This window comes from Bradyrhizobium septentrionale (assembly GCF_011516645.4).
In the GTDB taxonomy this organism is placed as follows: domain Bacteria; phylum Pseudomonadota; class Alphaproteobacteria; order Rhizobiales; family Xanthobacteraceae; genus Bradyrhizobium; species Bradyrhizobium septentrionale.
The window spans coordinates 275,271-292,006 of the sequence record NZ_CP088285.1 but is presented as its reverse complement, the minus strand read 5'-3'; the positions used below and the strand labels follow the sequence as shown (position 1 = coordinate 292,006).

Here is a 16,736-nt window from a genome sequence, read left to right as displayed (position 1 = left end):
CTTATCCCCCCGCTTGCGGAACAGGCGGGGGCGGCGCTGCGGCGACGGCCCGCCTGCGAAACAGGATCCGCTGGTACAGCCAGCCGATCGCGACCAGCACGATGCCAAGGCACATGAACGACAGCGCCCGGTAGACACCGGTCAGTGTCGACATGTCGACCAGGAATGCCTTCAGGATCGTCAGCCCGATCACGGCAGCGGACGCGAGCCGCGCCCGCTCCGAATTGACCACGATGCCAATGCCGAGCAGCGCGACGCCGAACATCAGCCAGGCGATCGAATAGGTATATTGCTCCGCGCCTGTGGTCGCGCCGCGCGCCAGCACCGGTCCGTGATAGAGCCTACGGATCTCGAGCGTCACGTAAGCGAGCGCGAGGATCAGCGCGCCGGCTGCGATCGTGTTGGCGTATGCCGCGGGACGTTGGCCCGCCACCGCGTAGGACAGCAGCAGCGCCAGCACGGCCGGCAGCGCATAGCCGAGCAGCAGCAGATTGATGAAGCTGCCGCCGACGTCATGCGCCCACAGCATCGGATTCTCCAGGAACAGCAGCCCAAACACGCTGGCGAGCCCGGCGAAGGCAGTGAGCAGGACCGCGCCGACATTGTGGACGATGCTGCCGGTGCGCAGGCGCAGCCGCTCCAGCCCGATCGCCATCGCGAGCGTCACGCCGACCTGCAGCGCGACCTCGGTCAGGCCGGCGCTATCGCGATAGACATCGCCGCCATTGACCGCGTGACGGATCTCCATGAAGGCGAGCAGCACGGTGAACAGGATCGCGGCGGATTCGATGATCCGCAGCGGGACGTCGTCGCCATTGCGGCGCAGGAAATGGCTTGCCGCCCAGAACGACAGCGCCGGGACGCCATAGCCCCACAGCAGCCAGTTGAAGATCGGCGTGGTGCCGACGGCATCGCCGGCGATCCGCGGCTCGTAGCCGATGCGCAGCACCACGATGCCGGCCAGGATCGCAGCGAGCCAGCGCAGGAACGGGATCGGCCGCTGCACCGAGAGCCATGCCGTGCCCATCGACACCAGCGCCAGCGCGATGGTGAGCTAGCCCTTGTCGAGCGCGAAGGTCAGCGCAAGCGCCAGCGAGGCGAGCGCGCCGGTCGCCGACAGTGCGATCGAGGGCGACAGCTCCGGCCGCTCGCCGCGCCGGGTCAGCGCCTCGGTCGCGGCCGCGTAGGCCGCCGCCAGCAGCACGGCGAGGATCGCGAACGGGATCGAGCGGTCGAGATGCGCGATGCGCGCATAGAGCGCGACCAGGAGCGCGACCGGCGTGAACACCGCCGCCGCGGCCCAGGTCACCGTGACCTTCGTGGTGGCAAAACGCAGTTGCGCGAGGAAGCCGGCGATGCCGAACGCGGCTGCGAACAGCGCCGCGGTGACGAGATGCAGCGAGACCGAACCGTCGGTCGCGGACGGGCCGATGCCGGGGATCGCACCGCCCGGCAGCACCAGCATGTCGACGTTGCGACGCACCGCCCATTCGCCGAACACGATGAAGACAAAGAGTGACGCGGCGCCGATCGCACGGGTCGCAGCCGGCGCGCGCCAGGCGACGAGCAGGCTGCCGGCTGTGAGCAGCGCGAAGCCGATCATCGCGATGTCGGCGTGGGCGCTGCTGAGCACGATCAGCATGGCGCCGAACAGATAGGCCGCGAGCGATCCCGACGAGATCGGCTCGATCTCTTCGCCATCGCCGTCGGGGCCAAACATGAAGCCGCAGACCACGAGCAGCGCCGCCAGCACGAAGCCCGCGATGACGTGGAAGACGTGCGGCGCGATCATCTCTGGCCCGCATTGCAGGCACGGGAAGGTCCACAGCAGTGCGAAGGCGATCGTCGTCACCGCAAGCCAGCGCCACAGCCGGATGCGGGCGAGGCCGAAGGATGCGGCGGTGACGACGGCGAGATAGATGTAGAGCGACCAGAAGTCGGGCTTGTCCGATGAGACCAGGATCGGTGTGACGAAGGCGCCGACGATGCCGAGCCCGGCCAGTGCCGGCCCGTGCAGCAGCGCGACCGCGAGCGTGCCGAGCGCGACCATGCCGAGCAGGATGAAGGCGGTTGCCGGTGCCAGGAAGTCGTACAGCGCGTAGGCGGCATAGACGGTGGCGAATGCCACTGCGGTGCCGGCGGCGGTGAGGATCGCCGGAATGTTGGCGATCGGCAGCGCCGCGATGTTGGAGATGCTTTCCTTGCGCCGGGTCCATTCACCGGCGCCGAGCAGTGCCAGCGCAAACAATCCGCCGAGCATCGTGCGCACGCCGGGGCCGAGCAGCCCGGCCTCGATCGAGTAACGCACCATGAAGAAGCCGCCGAGCGCGAGCGTCAGGCCGCCGATCCACACCACCCAGCGCGTGCCGAGCGTCTCCTCGAAGCCGGGCGTTGGCTCCGGCGCGGGCGGGGGTTGCGGCAGCGGCGGTGGCGCGGCGCTCGCAGCATCCGCGGCCGGCTCTGGCTGCGCGTCCGGCTCGCTCGGTACAGCCTCGGGGAGCGGTGGCGGCGCGATCGGAGGTGCCGCCGGGAGCGTCTGCTCGAACTCCTGCAGCGGGGCCAAGGGCGGCGGCATGGCGGTCCGGGCGGCGGCTACGCCTGCGGCCTCGATCTTGTCCAGCCGGCGCTGCAGCAGCGCGATCCGGCCCAGCGCCTGGCGCGCGAAAATAAGCGCGACGATAGCGAGGACGAGGGTGAGGAAATCGAACGGCGAATCGAACATCGGGCCTCCGGCAGGACGCGCCGGACCATCGGCCAGCCGGCCGCCCGTCGCAACCTAGTAGTGCAGTTGGGAGGACCGGAAGTTCAAGCGATCCGGCGTGGCCCGTTCGTGCTATTCCAGGTTGATGTGGAAGGGGCGGCCTTCGACGCTCATGCTGCCGGGGCCCATCGCATCGAGCGCGCGCAGCATCCGGCCCTCGCGTCCCAGCGCCTTGTCGGCGAGGCTGACGATCAGCCGGTTGGGCGCCGCGATCGGCGAGGCCTCGCGGATCAGCCGGGCGATGGACATTTCGTCGCGGTGCGGATTGAGCGCGCAGACGGTGACAAATGCGCTCGCGGTCGAACGGCTGATGCCGGCGTAGCAATGCACCACCATCGGTGCGCGGCGATCCCAGCCGCGTACGAAGGTCAGCACCTTCTCGATATGCGTCTCGTTGGGCGCCACGAACCCGTCCATCTGCTCGATGATGTCGTCCATCGACACTTTCAGATGGTTGGCCGGCAGCACGGAGGGCGGCCGCTGCACTTGGTCGACATTGGCCATCACGGTCAGCACATGGCTGGCGCCGGTGGCACGAACCGTGTCGGAGAGCGTGGCGAGCGAGCAGACGTGAAGCATGATGGTCCTTGGGTATCGGGGGCGTCCGATTATAACGGCTGCTCCCGGGTGGGCAAAGGCGGGCGGCGCCATGCCCGCGCCTCGTTTTGCGCCGCAACCGGCGGCACGTTCCGCGGTGCCGCGCCTACGACGCGTGCAATGCCTTGAAACGCTCGAGGAACTGCTTTTCGGCCCTCGCTGCGGTCCACGGCGTTAGATAGTCGCGCTCGGTCGCCTCCGGCAATTCCGGATCGCGGCCGAACAGCCGCTTGGCTTCGGCCTGCGAAAATCCCGCCAGATGCGTCGCCTCGAGATAGGCCGCGCCGCGATCGGCGGCCTTGATCTGCTGGGTGATTTCATCCGCCAGCACGGCAGGCAAGCCGAAGCGGATGTGGATCGCCGACAGCAGCCGCTTCTCCACCGCCTTGTATTCGCCGGCGAGCACCGCCTTGAACGGCGAGATCATGTCGCCGATGACATATTCCGGTGCGTCATGCAGCAGTGCGGCAAGCCGCACGCGGATGTCGACGCGCGGCGTCTGCTGGCGCATCACGGCTTCGACGAGCAGCGTGTGCTGAGCCACCGAGAAGATGTGCGCACCGCTGGTCTGTCCGTTCCAGCGCGCGACCCGCGCCAGTCCATGCGCGATGTCGACGATCTCGATGTCGAGCGGCGACGGATCGAGCAGGTCGAGCCGGCGTCCGGACAACATCCGCTGCCAGGCGCGGGCGGTCTCCGTCGAGTTACGCGCAGTCATTTCGTCTTGAGCCGCGGTGTGCGGAGTTTCCCGCTGCAGGCCTCATGGCAGAAGCAGGTGACGAGGTGATCGTTGACCATGCCGGTCGCCTGCATGAATGCGTAGACGATGGTCGGGCCGACGAACTTGAAGCCGCGTCCGCCGAGCTCCTTGGAGACCTTGATCGACACCGGCGTCGAGGCCGGCACGCTTGCCGTGGTCTTGAACTGATTGACCTTCGGCTTGCCGTCGACGAAGTCCCAGAGGAATTTCGAGAAGCCGGGACCTTTCTCCATGATCTCGAGATAGCCCTTCGCACTCGCCACCGCGCCTTCGATCTTGGCGCGGTTGCGGACGATGCCGGCGTCGTTCATCAGCACGTGCACCTTCTTGGCGTTGTAGCGCGCGATCTTCTCGGGCTGGAAATCGTCGAAGGCTTTGCGGAAATTCTCGCGCTTGCGCAGGATCGTGATCCAGGACAGGCCGGCCTGGAAGCCGTCGAGGATCAGCTTTTCATAGAGCGCGCGGTCGTCATACTCAGGCACGCCCCATTCATTGTCGTGATAGGCGACGTAGAACGCGTCCTCGCCCGGCCAGGGGCAGCGCGTCTTGCCGTCGGGATGCAGTTGCGCGGTACGGCTCATGCGACGGTCTGCTTGGGTGTGATGCGGACAGAGCCCGGCTCGGCGAGGTGAAGCGCGAGCCCGCCCGCTGTCAGCGGCAGGCCGGCGTCGAGCGCATCGGCGACGCGGTCGATGCGGACCAGCGCGAGGCCTTTCTCGCCGGCGGTCGAGCCGATGGTGCCGACCTGCTTGTCGCCGGCGAGGATTGTCGCGCCGGCCTCGGGGGAGGGGCCGTCGAGAATGATCTTCACCGTGCGGGTGCGCGCCGTGCCGCGGTGCTGCATGCGCGACACCACCTCCTGGCCGACATAGCAGCCCTTGTCGAAATCGACGCCGTTGAGGCGGTCCATGTTGGTCTCGTGCGGGAAGGCGTCGCCATACATGAAGTCGAGCCCGCCGCGCGGCACGCCGGTCGCGATCCGGTGCGCCTCATAGGCGCTATCGTCGACGAGATCGGCGCCGATCAGATCAGCGAGCTTCTGCGTCAGATCTTGCGGGATCAGGATGCGCCAGCCGAGCGCCGGGTTGCGCGGATCGGCGAAGGCGAGATCGGGGATCGCCGCCGGCTCGCCACCCCAGGCTGCCAGCACGCCGAGACTGTCGGAGAGGTTCTCGACCACGACCTTGGCGCGCAGCTTGTAGAAGCCGAGCTTGTCGGCGAGCCCCTTGGCGAGCGGGCGCGGCGCGTCGATCAGGAAGCCGCCGCCATGGCCTGTGGGTATCTCGGTGATCAGGAAATCGACGATGATCTTGCCTTGCGGCGTCAGCAGCGCGCCAAACCGCGCCTGCCCCGGCCGCAGCTGCTCGACATCCGTCGTGATGAGGCCGTTGAGGAAGTTGCGGGCGTCCTCGCCAGAGACCTTGACCACGCCCCGATCCGGAAGAAACGCTGCTTTCATTCGCAAAATTGGCTCTTTTCCAAGTTCCTTGGGAAACGCGCAGGCCGCGGATATCCCCTGCCAAGCTAAGGCGCTAGAGTGCGCCGAACAAGGCCCGCGCGACAGCGGAAAGCGGGCGCCGAGGACCGATGAATCAGCATTTTGACACCATTCTAAAATCCGGCACCGTGGTCAATCAGGACGGCGAGGGCGTGCGCGATATCGGTATCGTGGGCGGCCGCATCGCCGCGATCGGCTCGCTCGGCCAGGCCTCAGCCGGCGAGGTGATCGACTGCAAGGGCCTGCACATCCTGCCCGGCGTGATGGACACCCAGGTGCATTTCCGCGAGCCCGGGCTGACGCAGAAGGAAGACCTCGAGACCGGCTCGCGCAGCGCCGTGATGGGCGGGGTCACCGCTGTCTTCGAGATGCCGAACACCAACCCGCTGACCGTCACCGAAGAGGCGTTCACCGACAAGATCAAGCGCGGCCACCACCGCATGCATTGCGATTTCGCGTTCTTCATCGGCGGCACCCGCGAGAACGTGCAGGACCTGCCGGAGCTCGAGCGGGCGCCGGGCTGTGCCGGCGTCAAGGTGTTCATCGGCTCCTCTACCGGCGCGCTCTTGGTCGAGGACGACGAGAGCCTACGGCGGATCTTTCAGGTGATCCGGCGCCGCGCCGCGTTCCATGCCGAGGACGAATACCGCCTCAACGAGCGGAAGCCGCTGCGCATCGAGGGCGATCCGCGCTCGCATCCAGTGTGGCGCGACGAGACCGCAGCGCTGATGGCGACCGAGCGTCTGGTCAATCTCGCGCGCGAGACCGGCAAGCGCATCCATGTGCTGCACATCTCGACTAAGGAAGAAATCCTGTATCTGCGCGACCACAAGGATGTCGCCTCCTGCGAGGCGACGCCGCACCATCTCACCATGGCCGCGCCGGAATGCTACGAGCGGCTCGGCACGCTGGCGCAGATGAACCCGCCGGTGCGCTCGGCCGATCACCGCGCCGGCATCTGGTACGGCATCGAGCAGGGCATCATCGACGTGCTCGGCTCCGACCACGCGCCGCACACGCTGGAGGAGAAGGCCAAGACCTATCCGGCCTCGCCGTCGGGCATGACCGGCGTGCAGACGCTGGTGCCGCTGATGCTCGATCACGTCAACGCCGGGCGGCTGTCGCTGGCTCGGTTCGTCGATCTCACCAGCGCGGGGCCGGCACGGCTGTTCAACATCGCCTGCAAGGGCCGCATCGCGGCGGGCTATGACGCCGACTTCACCGTGGTCGACCTCAAGCGCAGCGAGACCATCACCAACAAATGGGTCGCTTCGCGCGCGGGATGGACGCCCTATGACGGCGTGAGGGTGCAGGGCTGGCCGGTCGGCACCTTCGTGCGCGGCAAGCGGGTGATGTGGCAGGGCGAACTGACGACGCCGTCGCTCGGCGAGCCGGTCCGGTTCCTCGAGACGCTGAAGCAGTAACCGCTGGAGCGGTTACTGCCGGGCCAAGGCCAGCGAGAACTCGCCGTTGCGCACGCGCGCGGCGAGGCCCTCGGCGAACTTCGCCACCGCATCCTCGCCATAGGTGCCGACCAGCTCGGCGAGCGCAGCAAACAGGCTCGCCTGCGCGAGGCAATCGCCATCGACGCCGTCATGACGCGCTTCCGCCCAGGCCTCGTTCAGGTAGCCCAGCGCGGCTTGCTTCTGCTCGTGATCGGGACGCGGGTCTTGGTGATGGGGAAAGGACGCTGGATGGCGCATGGAACTCATCAAAATGAATGCGCGCGGTCCGGACGCGAACCACTGCGACGCGCGAGATGTATCACGCATGCGGGTACCGCCTAGCCCACATCTTTCGAAAAGGTTAACGCGCGCTTCGGCATTTAAAGGGGAATTCCGGCTATTGCGGCCGCTCTCAGCCAAATGAGCTGTGGATATGGTCGAGCACCCCGCGCGGCGAGGCGCACAGGTGGCTGGCGCCGGCCTCGAGCAGCTCCTCGGGCGTGCCGTAGCCATAGGTGACGCCGACCGGGCGGATGCCGTTCCTGATAGCCCCGATCACGTCGTGGCTGCGGTCGCCGATCATCACTGCTTCGGCCGGATCGGCCCCGGTCTGCTCCAGCGCATAGGCGAGCAGGTCGACCTTGTTGACCCGCGTTCCGTCGAGTTCGGAGCCGAACACGTGGTCGAAATACCCGTTCAGGCCGAAATGCGCGACGATCCGCGCCGCGAACACATGCGGCTTCGAGGTCGCCACGTACATGCGGCCCGGCCTCTCGCGCAGCTCCGCCAGCACCTCGGCGATGTCAGGGTAGACGCTGTTCTCGAACAGCCCGACATCGCCGAATCGTTCGCGGTAGAGCTCGACGGCGCGGTCGGCGAGCTCCTCGCCGCCGAGCAGCAGCGCAAAGCTCGCCCGCAACGGCGGCCCGATGCACCAGGTCAGTTCGCCCTGCGACGGAACCGGCCGGCCGAGCTTTCCCAGCGCATACTGGATCGAGCCGGTGATGCCGGGCTTCGGGTCGGTCAGGGTGCCGTCGAGGTCGAAGAAGATCACGCGATCAGTTGGCATAGCGGGCCGTCAGGTCGCGCGAGATCTTCGAGCCTTCCTCGATGTAGCGCCGGATCGCCACGGTGGCTGCGGGGGTGCAGGACCGATAGGTCTGCTGGAAGCCGTTATAGCCGCGGTTGAAGCCCGCGATCATGCGGGCGCGGCGGTCGCCTGAGGGGGTTTCGGCGTCGATCAGCGCCTGCATCTCGTTGCGCCATTTGGCGCCCTCGTTGGAGCCGCAGATGCCGCGCAGATAGTGCAGGGCGCCGAGGATCTCGGCCAGCCGCTGCAGGTCGCCGTCGAACGGCGCAGCCGCGTCCTGCGCCCGGGCGGGCGAGGCAAGGCATGCCGACATCAGGATCACAACGGCGAGAAAGGCTCTGATCATCAGGGGTTCCGGAATGGCCGTGGTATGCCCCCTCAATGCGCCCGAGGCAAGGCGGCAAAGGGCCTTTAATACCGCCTCCCAAGCGCCCCAAAACAGGCCTCAAACCAGCCGCCGGGCGGCCGCAATGACCTCATGAAGACCGCCGGTGACCTTGAGGTCGCCGATCGCCTCCGGCGCCAGCCATTTGAAATCATCGTGCTCGTCATTGAGGACTGGCTCGCGGGACGCCCAGCGCGCCGCGAATGTCATGATCATGTAGTGCCCGGTGCCGGGGCCGGTCGGCAGCACCTCGCGCCAGCCGGCCAAGCCCAGGATTTCGACCCTGAGGCCGGTCTCCTCGTCGATCTCCCGGTGCAGGGCGGTGTGCAGCGTCTCGCCGAACTCGACCCGGCCGCCCGGCAGCGAATAGAAGCCTTTTCCGGGCGAGCGGGCGCGGCGCACCAGCAGCACCTTGCCGTCGCGAAAAATCGCGCCTGAGACGGCGAGCTGCGGGCGGATCGGAGGTTCAGGAGAGGTCAAGGCAATCAACGATCAGGTTCAAGCACTATATGTCCGATAAATCAGGCGCCCGCCATGATGCTGTCGACATCGGCCTCCGCGGCGCCGTTGATGATGCCGGCGGTCAGCATCACCAGCGGCTTGACCCAGACGATCGCCTGCTCGGCGAGCGCGACCCGGCTCTTGTCCTGATGCAACTGCCGCATCGCGGAGCCGACCTCGGTCAGGATCTTGGTCATGCTGTCGGTGAGGTGGTCGAATTCGGCCCGGATCTGGGCGTCCGCGGTCTCATAGGCCTCGATCGCGAGGTCACGCGCCTTGAAATTGGAGGCGGTGAAATGCTCGGCATAGGACAGCGGCTGCCATTCCAGGAAATCGCTGGCGCATTCCGGCATGTCCGGCACCATCTCCAGCAGCATGATGGCTTCGTTGAAGTGATTGAGGTAGTCGGTGGCAAGCCCGGTGCGGGGATTGATGTTGGCGGCGCGCAACAGCGCCGCCCGCGCCTCGTCGGGGTACGTCGGTCGCGGGGAAGAGCCCGCTATGGCGGCCGTTGAGGTCATTGATCGCAGTCTTTAACGTTCCAAGTTAAGGCAGAATAAACGGATACCACTCTGGACGGGAAATGTGCGGACGCTTTGTCATAACCTCGCCGCCGGCGGCCTTGCGCGAGATGTTCGGCTATATCGAGCAGCCGAATTTTCCGCCACGGTATAATGTTGCGCCGACCCAGCCGATCCCGGTGGTGCTGTTGCAGAATGGCGGCCGGCATTTTCAGTTGATGCGCTGGGGCCTGATCCCGTCCTGGGTCAAGGACCCGCGGACGTTCTCGCTGCTGATCAACGCCCGCTCCGAGACGGTGCGGGAGAAGCCTGCGTTCAAGAACGCGATCAAGCGGCGCCGCGCGCTGATCCCGGCCGACGGCTATTACGAATGGCAGGATGCCGGCGGCCGCAAGCGGCCGTTCTTCATCCATCGCCGCGACGGTCACCCGCTCGCCTTCGCCGCGCTTGCCGAGACCTGGATGGGCCCGAACGGCGAGGAGCAGGACACCGTCGCGATCGTCACCGCGCCCGCAAGCCCCGACCTCGCGCAACTGCATCATCGCGTCCCGGTCGCGATCCGGCCCGAGCAATTCGCGCGCTGGCTCGATTGCCTGCCCAACGACGTCGACGACGTGATGCCGATGCTGAAAGGGCCCGATGTCGGCGAGTTCGCCTGGCACCAGGTAACGATGCGGGTCAATGCCGTCGCCAATGACGATGCTCAATTGCTGCTGCCGATGAGTGCGGAAGAGATCGCCGCGGAAGATGCGCCGCAGCCGAAGAAGATAGCGCCGCGCAAGGCGGCTGTGCGGGAGGACGACGGGCAGGGGTCGTTGTTTTGAGGGCTAGCTGAAGCCGCGCGCCGTGCGGCGTGGATTTGCGCCCACCTTTCTCCACATCGTCGTCCCGGCGAAGGCCGGGACCCATAACCACCGTATTTGGTGATGAGCAGGATCGCGGCCCCAGCGTCGCGCAACAATTGAGATCTGGGGTAATGGGTCCCGGCTCCCGTGCGCAATTGCGCACTAGGCCAGGACGACGAAAGATGGTCCTCGATTCAACCTGTCAAACAGCTTGTTCGGTGTCATCACCCGCGCGCGGGTGATCCAGTATTCCAGAGACGCCAGTGTTCGAGCCGAGCGGCCGCGGCGCGCCCTCAGGTGCGCAATTGCGCACCGGGGAATGACGGACGGAGTTATCACCCCTTCACTGACGCCACGCCCTCGATCTCGATCAGCATCTTCGGATTGGGCAGCGCCACCACGACGCAGGTGGTGCGCGCGGGGTAGGGCGCGGGACCGAACGCGCCGGCATACAGGACGTTCATCGTGGCGACGTCGGAGGCGCGGGTCAGCAGCACGTTGACCTTGACGAGGTCGCGCATCGTGGCGCCGGCCTCGTTCAGCACGCGTTTGAAGTTGGTGACGACATTGGCGAACTGCGCCTCGAAACCGTCGGGCAGCTCGCGGTTGGCGTCGAAGCCGGGAATGCCCGAGATGAACAGCAAATCGCCGACGCGGGCGCCGAACGAGAGCGGTGGCGCCTGGACGCCGGGCGGAGGAGGGAAATGCTTGATCGCTGTCGATTCTGTCATTGGGGTCACCCGTCTGCGCGAGAGGGAAGGGAAGTGGTGTCGATGCTGCGCGGCGCCACCGCATCGCGGCGCCAGAGATTCTTGCCGAAGAGATTCTGACCGATCATGCCTGCGAGCATCGCGACGACGAAGACCACGATCGGCAGCGACAGCCCGGCGAGGTTGACCAGCGCCGGTCCGGGACAGATGCCGGCCAGGCCCCAGCCGATGCCGAACAGCACCGCGCCGGCAACCAGCGGCGCATCGATGTCGTTGCGGTCGGGCCAGAGGAAGCGCGCCGAGAAGGCGGGTGCGGCGCGCCGCCGCGCGATCGCAAAGCCTGTTGCTGCGACCGCGACGGCGCCGGCCATCACGAAAGCTAGCGTCGCATCCCAGGCGCCGAATAAGTCGAGGAAGCCGAGCACCTTCTGCGGATCGGTCATGCCCGAGATCAGAAGGCCCGCGCCGAAGATCAGGCCGCAGACGAAGCTGGCAAGAAGTGCCATCGCTAGCCTCCCAATCCGTGTCTTGCGATCGCAACCGTCGCGATCGCCGCCAGCATGAAGATGATGGTGGCCGCAATCGAGCGGCCGGACAGCCGCGCAAAACCGCAGACGCCGTGGCCCGAGGTGCAGCCATTGCCCATCCTTGTGCCGAACCCGACCAGCACTCCCGCGATCGTGATCACCACGAGGCTCGCATTCATCGACGGCCGCGGCAGCGGCGCGCCTGATAGCGCCGCGATCAGGGGCGCTGCGATCAGCCCCGCGATGAACGCGACGCGCCAGGAGCGGTCGGCGGTATCGGCCTGGAGCAGGCCGCCGACGATGCCGGTGACGCCTGCGATTCGCCCGGTCAGCAGCATCAGCAGCGCCGCGGCAAGCCCGATCAGCGCGCCGCCGGCGAGGCCGGAAAAGGGGGTGAAATCGTGCATCGATGCTGATCCCTGTTGCGCGAACACCTCAGCGATCCGGCAAAGTGGCGGGCGCGGATGCGCCAACGGTCGCGCGACTGTGGAGGCGATGATAGACTCCGCCAGATCAGGAACAAGCGCAATCCCGCGTGTTTGCCGGCATTTCAACGATGCCATCAGCCGGCTGGATTGCCGCGATTCGACCTACATCTCACTTCGTCCGGAGAACCCCCATGAGATTGTCATCCGCCATCCGCGCCGCGCTGTTCGCGCTGGCGCTGCTCACCGGCTCGTCCGCCGCCCTGGCCGACGAGGGCGCCGTGACGCTCGTGATCTTCAAGGGCGGCTGGATCTTCGGCGGCTCCGCCGGCAAGGGCGTCCTGACCTTCCACGGCCAGACCTACGGGCTCACCGCCGGCGGGCTGGACTATGGCCTCGTGTTCGGCGGCTCGCAGACCACCTTGCAGGGACGGGTGCGCAACATCCGCCGCGCCCAGGACATCGCGGGCGTCTACGCCGCGGCCGGCATGGGCGTTGCGCTCGGCGCCGGCGTGCGCGGCATCCTCTTGACCAACCAGAACGGCGCGGTGCTCGAATTGAGCGGCAAGCAGGTCGGCCTGATGGCCAATGTCGACCTCAGCGGGCTTGCGATCACGTTGAAGGAGTAACGGGCGCGCGGTTCGAGCGCTCGCAATTCGTTGGATGGGTGACGTTGATCCGTAGCCCGCATGAGCGAAGCGATATGCGGGACCGCGCCAACCCCGGATGTCGCTTTGCTCATCCGGAATACAGGTCCTTTTCCGGGGGACATCGGCCGATCCACTCCGCCAATTCGCACCACGGCTGCAACATCCAATGCCCGGACGCCGCACCCGACGGCGACGGCAACACGAACACATCCGGGAAACCGCTGATCTGCGGCTGCCGGCCGAACGCGAGCGCGCTGGTCGGCCTGCCGTAAACCAGGCTCGCGGCCTTCTTGCTGGTGAAGGCGATGGTCTTCGGCCGATACGTCTCGATCTTCGCCCTGAAGCCCGCGACATCGAACGACCCCCGCGCGATCTCATGATCCATCCCGGCGCCGCTCTTGGAGAGATCGGTGAAGCCGATGCCGAGTTCGAGCAATGCCGCGAACTCATCCGGCCGATAGCGCCGCGGCGTGACGCCGGCCTCATGCAACGCGCGCCAGAACCGGTTGCCGGGATGCGCGTAGTAATGCCCGACCGCGGCCGAGCGCGTGCTGGCCGCGGTGCCGACGAACACCAGGCGCAGATTGGCGCGGAGCTGGTCGGGGAGGCGGTGAATGTCGCTGTCGGGCATCTCGACGGGGCCGATGGTTTACCCGGCGGTGAGCTAGCGCGGGATGAGATTAGGTTGAGTGGCAAACGCAGAGGCGGTGCGCTCCCTCTCCCGCTTGCGGGGGAGGGCTGGGGTGGGGGCTCTCTCCGCGAGTCACATCGTGGAGAGAGCCCCCACCCATATCGCATCTTCGATGCGATATGACCTCCCCCGCAAGCGGGAGAGGTGGAGCGAGTCTGCCGCCTGACCGGTTCAACCTAACGTCATCGTTGTTTAGCGCGTCGGCTCCTTGATCCCTTCCTCGGTCGTGACGGATTGCGCAGGCCCGGTCGCGCGGACCATCAGAAACGTTCCCGAGAACCTCGTGCCGCGGATGCTCCAGCGGCCGTCGATCTCGGTCGCGTCGGCATTGACCGCGCCTTCGTAGTGGACGGTGCCGTAGCCGTAGCCGGGTGGCTCATAGCGCTTCACGAACGTCACCGCGCTGCCGGAGCGATGCCCTGCAAGCGAGGCATTGTGGGTGGCGAGCGGGCAGCCTGGCGTCAAGCAAGGCTCGGTCACGCTGCCGCCGAGCGCGCCGCCGGCGTCGATCAGCGTCGCCAGGAACGTGACCATGCCGGAGCCCGGCTGAACATAACTGCCGTCCCAGACGCCGGTGAGATTGTCGGTCATGGCGGTCTCGGTGAAGTGTGAGTGATCAATCGTCCGGATGATGTGGAGCGCCCAGCGCCTCAACGCAAGTTGCGCCCGCCCGCGCCCGGTTGCCTGCGCTGGCAAAAGGGTCTGTAATCCGCCCCAACAGATCAAGAAGAATTTCGGGAGCTGAACATGACGGGAGAGGCGAAAACCCATTGCGAGGTGATTGTCGTCGGCGCCGGCGTCGCCGGCATCTACCAGATCAAGCGGCTCGCCGATCTCGGCATCGACGCCACCGTGCTTGAGGGCGCGCCCGATCTCGGCGGCACCTGGTACTGGAACCGTTATCCGGGCTGTCGTTTCGACTCGGAGAGCTACACCTACGGTTTCTCGTTTTCGCGCGAGCTGCTCGACGAGTGGCACTGGAAGGAGCGCTTCTCCGGGCAATCAGAGAATCTGCGCTACCTCAACTACGTCGCCGACAAGTTCGACCTGCGCAAGCACATGCAGTTCAACTGCAAGGTCGAGGCGATGCAGTTCGACGAGGCGCGCGATCTCTGGCAGCTCAGGATCGGCGATGGCCGCCGGCTGACCTGCCGCTTCGTGGTGCTGGGGATCGGACTCCTGTCGGCGCCGACCATGCCGCGCGTGCCTGGCATCGACGACTTCAAGGGCCGCTCGTTCCATACCTATTACTGGCCGCACGAGCCGGTCGATCTCGCCGGCAAGAAAGTGGCCGTGATCGGCACCGGCGCCACCGGCATCCAGGTGATCGGCGAGATCGCCGACAAGGTAGGCCAACTCACCGTGTTCCAGCGCCGGCCGAACTGGAGCGCGCCGCTCAACAACTCTGCGATCTCCGTGGAGGAGATGGCCGACATCCGCGCGCGCTATGACGAGATCTTCGCCGCCTGCGCGCTGACGCCGGGCAGTTTTGTGCACGGGCCCGACAAACGCGGCTTCTACGAGGTGAGCCGCGAGGAGCGTCTTGCGCTGTGGGACAAGCTGTATGACGAGCCCGGCTTCGGCATCTGGCTGGCGAACTTCCGCGAGATCTTCATGGATGAGGCGGCCAACGCCGAACTGTCGGCGTATATCGCCGATCGCATCCGCGGCCGCGTCAATGATCCCAAGGTCGCCGAAAAGCTGATCCCGCGGGATCACGGCTTTGGCGTGCAGCGCCTGCCGCTGGAGACGAACTATTTCGAGGCCTATAATCGCGACAATGTGCATCTCGTCGATCTCGGCGAGACGCCGCTGGTGCGCGTCACCGAGACCGGGCTGCGGACGACCGAGCGCGACTACGACTTCGACATCATCGTCTACGCCACCGGCTTCGACGCCATCACCGGCGCTTACGATCTGATCGACATCACCGGCATCGGCGGCCAGAAGCTGGCCGACAAATGGAAGCAGGCGCCGTCGACCTTCCTCGGCATGCTCGTGCACGGCTTCCCGAACTTGCTGATGCCGACCGGCCCGCAAAGCGCCTCCGCCTCGACCAACTTTCCGCGCGGCATCGAGAACGGCGTGAACTGGTGCACGAACCTGCTGCAATACATGTGGGACCGCGGCCTGACCCGCGCCGACGCGACCCTGGAGGCGCAAGAGCGTTGGACCGCGCATGTCGCAAAAATGTACGAGATCATGCTGATGCGCAAAGCCAAGTCGTGGTTCACCGGCTACAACTCCAACGTCGCCGGCCACGAGGAGGGCACCGTACGCTACTTCGTCTACAACGGCGGCACGCCGAAGTTCTTGGGGATCATCAATGGCGTTGCGGAGAAGGGCTATCAGGAGATTGAGTTTGGTTTGGGGGCGCGCGGCGGCGCGCAAGCGACCGTTGGCGCGTCGGCATCGTAGGGGGTAGCTACTTGTCCGCCGTAGCTCGACGAACGAAGGCGGAAGCGTAACCCATCATCTTCTCGCGGTCGTTATCGCGATCATTACGATGGCTCGCAAAGGTGCTGTCGCGGACCACTGAACCGCTCTGATCGTCGTTCGACCTCGCCGCGCGGTCGAACCAGGGGCGAAGCGACGACGGGAAGCAATCCGGTGCAGTAGACAGCTATCTACACTGTCCGCATTTAGGACCTTCGATAGTCGATCATCCACGTCGCTCTCAGGCTGTCGCCACCGATATCACATCGAGCAGCGAACATACGGCGTCTCCATTGGCACCGGCTCCTTGGCGCTGAGCGTGATCTTATTCTCGCCAGAGAGTTTCACGTCGATTGCTACGTCTGAAATCGCGACGCCGTCCGAGCACGACGCAATCACTCGAACATTCTGCCCGTCATCGTGCAACGATTTGACAGTACATTTTTGAAACGTGCCGGTGATTTGCTTTCCCTGGACGATTAAGCCGCCCGCGTGGAGATCGGCATCTTTCTTGAACGCGAGCTTGTTGTTCTCCTTGGTGAATACCTTGTCGCAGGCCGAGGCGTCGATCGTCCAGGCTCCGTTCAAATCGGCAGCCTGTGTCGAGGCCGATTGCGCAACGAGAAGTACGAATAGTACCGCATTGAAGGTTCTCATGAAAATCTCCAATTAAATGGTCATTAGGCTACTGGACCCTCTGCGAACCGGACGTGGAATTGTCGCTAAATCGTTTATTTGAGGGGAGCATGATAGCATCATCGACGCGGCACTTCATCGCTTTTGAGCATCATGGCATGCGATGAGATAACGGATTTTCGTTGATCCAAGTCAATGGTTCTGCGGAGCACGTGGCGGCCTTGGGCCGGTTGCTGTCGTGACTGCCCCTGTACGATC

19 protein-coding genes and 1 pseudogene are annotated in these 16,736 nt (G+C 65.8%); 4 read left to right on the top strand and 16 right to left on the bottom strand.

Annotation, left to right across the window (positions count from 1 at the left end; genetic code table 11):
- Position 1 precedes the first annotated feature (1 nt).
- The 5 genes and pseudogenes from HAP48_RS03345 to ygfZ all read right to left on the bottom strand — a co-directional run bounded on the left by HAP48_RS03345 (position 2) and on the right by ygfZ (position 5,577).
- Positions 2 to 2,722, bottom strand: a pseudogene (locus HAP48_RS03345) (DUF2339 domain-containing protein).
- A gap of 111 nt (positions 2,723 to 2,833) precedes the next feature.
- Positions 2,834 to 3,340: a tyrosine phosphatase family protein gene (locus HAP48_RS03340; RefSeq protein WP_166214763.1), complete on the bottom strand. Its 507-nt coding sequence runs from the start codon at positions 3,338 to 3,340 to the stop codon at positions 2,834 to 2,836.
- A 124-nt stretch (positions 3,341 to 3,464) separates the two neighbouring features.
- On the bottom strand, positions 3,465 to 4,076 hold the full coding sequence (locus HAP48_RS03335) for a YfbR-like 5'-deoxynucleotidase (RefSeq protein WP_166214765.1): 612 nt from the start codon (positions 4,074 to 4,076) through the stop codon (positions 3,465 to 3,467).
- Entirely contained in the window at positions 4,073 to 4,699 is a 627-nt protein-coding gene (locus tag HAP48_RS03330) for a DNA-3-methyladenine glycosylase I (protein ID WP_166214767.1), read from the bottom strand. The genes HAP48_RS03335 and HAP48_RS03330 overlap by 4 nt, the downstream gene beginning before the upstream one ends.
- Positions 4,696 to 5,577: a CAF17-like 4Fe-4S cluster assembly/insertion protein YgfZ gene (ygfZ, locus tag HAP48_RS03325; RefSeq protein ID WP_166214769.1), complete on the bottom strand. Its 882-nt coding sequence runs from the start codon at positions 5,575 to 5,577 to the stop codon at positions 4,696 to 4,698. The genes HAP48_RS03330 and ygfZ overlap by 4 nt, the downstream gene beginning before the upstream one ends.
- Positions 5,578 to 5,705: 128 nt before the next feature.
- Between ygfZ and HAP48_RS03320 the strand changes: the two genes are divergently transcribed.
- The gene (locus tag HAP48_RS03320; RefSeq protein WP_166214771.1) at positions 5,706 to 7,040 is read left to right on the top strand and encodes a dihydroorotase; all 1,335 of its coding nucleotides are present in this window, start codon (positions 5,706 to 5,708) and stop codon (positions 7,038 to 7,040) included.
- Between the two features lie 12 nt (positions 7,041 to 7,052).
- Here HAP48_RS03320 and HAP48_RS03315 read toward each other — a convergent pair whose 3' ends face one another.
- The 5 genes from HAP48_RS03315 to HAP48_RS03295 all read right to left on the bottom strand — a co-directional run bounded on the left by HAP48_RS03315 (position 7,053) and on the right by HAP48_RS03295 (position 9,558).
- A complete protein-coding gene (locus tag HAP48_RS03315; RefSeq protein WP_028332620.1) occupies positions 7,053 to 7,319 on the bottom strand; it encodes a hypothetical protein in 267 nt (88 codons plus the stop codon).
- Positions 7,320 to 7,473: 154 nt separating this feature from the next.
- The gene (locus tag HAP48_RS03310; protein ID WP_166214773.1) at positions 7,474 to 8,130 is read right to left on the bottom strand and encodes an HAD family hydrolase; all 657 of its coding nucleotides are present in this window, start codon (positions 8,128 to 8,130) and stop codon (positions 7,474 to 7,476) included.
- A complete protein-coding gene (locus HAP48_RS03305; protein ID WP_029078994.1) occupies positions 8,120 to 8,497 on the bottom strand; it encodes a TIGR02301 family protein in 378 nt (125 codons plus the stop codon). The genes HAP48_RS03310 and HAP48_RS03305 overlap by 11 nt, the downstream gene beginning before the upstream one ends.
- A gap of 99 nt (positions 8,498 to 8,596) precedes the next feature.
- Positions 8,597 to 9,016 (bottom strand): NUDIX hydrolase, encoded by a 420-nt coding sequence (locus tag HAP48_RS03300; protein ID WP_166214775.1) that lies wholly within the window; start codon positions 9,014 to 9,016, stop codon positions 8,597 to 8,599.
- 41 nt (positions 9,017 to 9,057) lie between these two features.
- On the bottom strand, positions 9,058 to 9,558 hold the full coding sequence (locus HAP48_RS03295; protein WP_166214777.1) for a hypothetical protein: 501 nt from the start codon (positions 9,556 to 9,558) through the stop codon (positions 9,058 to 9,060).
- Positions 9,559 to 9,620: 62 nt separating this feature from the next.
- On the opposite strand from HAP48_RS03295, the gene HAP48_RS03290 reads away from it, so the two are divergent.
- Positions 9,621 to 10,382, top strand: coding sequence for an SOS response-associated peptidase (locus HAP48_RS03290; protein WP_166214779.1), 762 nt, complete (start codon positions 9,621 to 9,623; stop codon positions 10,380 to 10,382).
- A 356-nt stretch (positions 10,383 to 10,738) separates the two neighbouring features.
- Here HAP48_RS03290 and HAP48_RS03285 read toward each other — a convergent pair whose 3' ends face one another.
- From HAP48_RS03285 to HAP48_RS03275, 3 genes are read right to left on the bottom strand one after another with little or no spacing between them, the layout of a single operon-like run.
- A complete protein-coding gene (locus tag HAP48_RS03285) occupies positions 10,739 to 11,134 on the bottom strand; it encodes a RidA family protein (RefSeq protein ID WP_166214781.1) in 396 nt (131 codons plus the stop codon).
- Between the two features lie 5 nt (positions 11,135 to 11,139).
- Positions 11,140 to 11,619 (bottom strand): DUF6691 family protein, encoded by a 480-nt coding sequence (locus tag HAP48_RS03280; protein ID WP_166214783.1) that lies wholly within the window; start codon positions 11,617 to 11,619, stop codon positions 11,140 to 11,142.
- Positions 11,620 to 11,621: 2 nt separating this feature from the next.
- Entirely contained in the window at positions 11,622 to 12,047 is a 426-nt protein-coding gene (locus HAP48_RS03275) for a YeeE/YedE family protein (protein ID WP_166214785.1), read from the bottom strand.
- A gap of 212 nt (positions 12,048 to 12,259) precedes the next feature.
- Here HAP48_RS03275 and HAP48_RS03270 point away from each other — a divergent pair, with 212 nt between their 5' ends.
- Positions 12,260 to 12,694 (top strand): hypothetical protein, encoded by a 435-nt coding sequence (locus HAP48_RS03270; RefSeq protein ID WP_166214787.1) that lies wholly within the window; start codon positions 12,260 to 12,262, stop codon positions 12,692 to 12,694.
- Between the two features lie 109 nt (positions 12,695 to 12,803).
- Here the strand turns inward: HAP48_RS03270 and HAP48_RS03265 are convergent, their stop codons facing one another.
- Both HAP48_RS03265 and HAP48_RS03260 read right to left on the bottom strand, forming a co-directional pair.
- Positions 12,804 to 13,346: a mismatch-specific DNA-glycosylase gene (locus HAP48_RS03265; protein ID WP_166214789.1), complete on the bottom strand. Its 543-nt coding sequence runs from the start codon at positions 13,344 to 13,346 to the stop codon at positions 12,804 to 12,806.
- Positions 13,347 to 13,598: 252 nt separating this feature from the next.
- Positions 13,599 to 13,997 (bottom strand): hypothetical protein, encoded by a 399-nt coding sequence (locus HAP48_RS03260; RefSeq protein WP_166214791.1) that lies wholly within the window; start codon positions 13,995 to 13,997, stop codon positions 13,599 to 13,601.
- Positions 13,998 to 14,153: 156 nt separating this feature from the next.
- Between HAP48_RS03260 and HAP48_RS03255 the strand changes: the two genes are divergently transcribed.
- Positions 14,154 to 15,824 (top strand): flavin-containing monooxygenase, encoded by a 1,671-nt coding sequence (locus tag HAP48_RS03255; protein ID WP_166214793.1) that lies wholly within the window; start codon positions 14,154 to 14,156, stop codon positions 15,822 to 15,824.
- Between the two features lie 279 nt (positions 15,825 to 16,103).
- Here HAP48_RS03255 and HAP48_RS03250 read toward each other — a convergent pair whose 3' ends face one another.
- Positions 16,104 to 16,499, bottom strand: a complete 396-nt coding sequence (locus tag HAP48_RS03250; RefSeq protein WP_029078984.1) for a hypothetical protein — start codon at positions 16,497 to 16,499, stop codon at positions 16,104 to 16,106.
- Between the last annotated feature and the right edge of the window lie 237 nt (positions 16,500 to 16,736).

Coding starts and splice junctions, on each gene's coding strand:
- HAP48_RS03255 (WP_166214793.1), top strand. CDS start 14,154: ATGACGGGAGAGGCGAAAACCCATTGCGAGGTGATTGTCGTCGGCGCC.
- HAP48_RS03260 (WP_166214791.1), bottom strand. CDS start 13,997: ATGACCGACAATCTCACCGGCGTCTGGGACGGCAGTTATGTTCAGCCG.
- HAP48_RS03265 (WP_166214789.1), bottom strand. CDS start 13,346: ATGCCCGACAGCGACATTCACCGCCTCCCCGACCAGCTCCGCGCCAAT.
- HAP48_RS03290 (WP_166214779.1), top strand. CDS start 9,621: ATGTGCGGACGCTTTGTCATAACCTCGCCGCCGGCGGCCTTGCGCGAG.
- HAP48_RS03280 (WP_166214783.1), bottom strand. CDS start 11,619: ATGGCACTTCTTGCCAGCTTCGTCTGCGGCCTGATCTTCGGCGCGGGC.
- HAP48_RS03305 (WP_029078994.1), bottom strand. CDS start 8,497: ATGATCAGAGCCTTTCTCGCCGTTGTGATCCTGATGTCGGCATGCCTT.
- HAP48_RS03340 (WP_166214763.1), bottom strand. CDS start 3,340: ATGCTTCACGTCTGCTCGCTCGCCACGCTCTCCGACACGGTTCGTGCC.
- HAP48_RS03310 (WP_166214773.1), bottom strand. CDS start 8,130: ATGCCAACTGATCGCGTGATCTTCTTCGACCTCGACGGCACCCTGACC.
- HAP48_RS03335 (WP_166214765.1), bottom strand. CDS start 4,076: ATGACTGCGCGTAACTCGACGGAGACCGCCCGCGCCTGGCAGCGGATG.
- ygfZ (WP_166214769.1), bottom strand. CDS start 5,577: ATGAAAGCAGCGTTTCTTCCGGATCGGGGCGTGGTCAAGGTCTCTGGC.
- HAP48_RS03270 (WP_166214787.1), top strand. CDS start 12,260: ATGAGATTGTCATCCGCCATCCGCGCCGCGCTGTTCGCGCTGGCGCTG.
- HAP48_RS03320 (WP_166214771.1), top strand. CDS start 5,706: ATGAATCAGCATTTTGACACCATTCTAAAATCCGGCACCGTGGTCAAT.
- HAP48_RS03315 (WP_028332620.1), bottom strand. CDS start 7,319: ATGCGCCATCCAGCGTCCTTTCCCCATCACCAAGACCCGCGTCCCGAT.
- HAP48_RS03285 (WP_166214781.1), bottom strand. CDS start 11,134: ATGACAGAATCGACAGCGATCAAGCATTTCCCTCCTCCGCCCGGCGTC.
- HAP48_RS03275 (WP_166214785.1), bottom strand. CDS start 12,047: ATGCACGATTTCACCCCCTTTTCCGGCCTCGCCGGCGGCGCGCTGATC.
- HAP48_RS03250 (WP_029078984.1), bottom strand. CDS start 16,499: ATGAGAACCTTCAATGCGGTACTATTCGTACTTCTCGTTGCGCAATCG.
- HAP48_RS03330 (WP_166214767.1), bottom strand. CDS start 4,699: ATGAGCCGTACCGCGCAACTGCATCCCGACGGCAAGACGCGCTGCCCC.
- HAP48_RS03295 (WP_166214777.1), bottom strand. CDS start 9,558: ATGACCTCAACGGCCGCCATAGCGGGCTCTTCCCCGCGACCGACGTAC.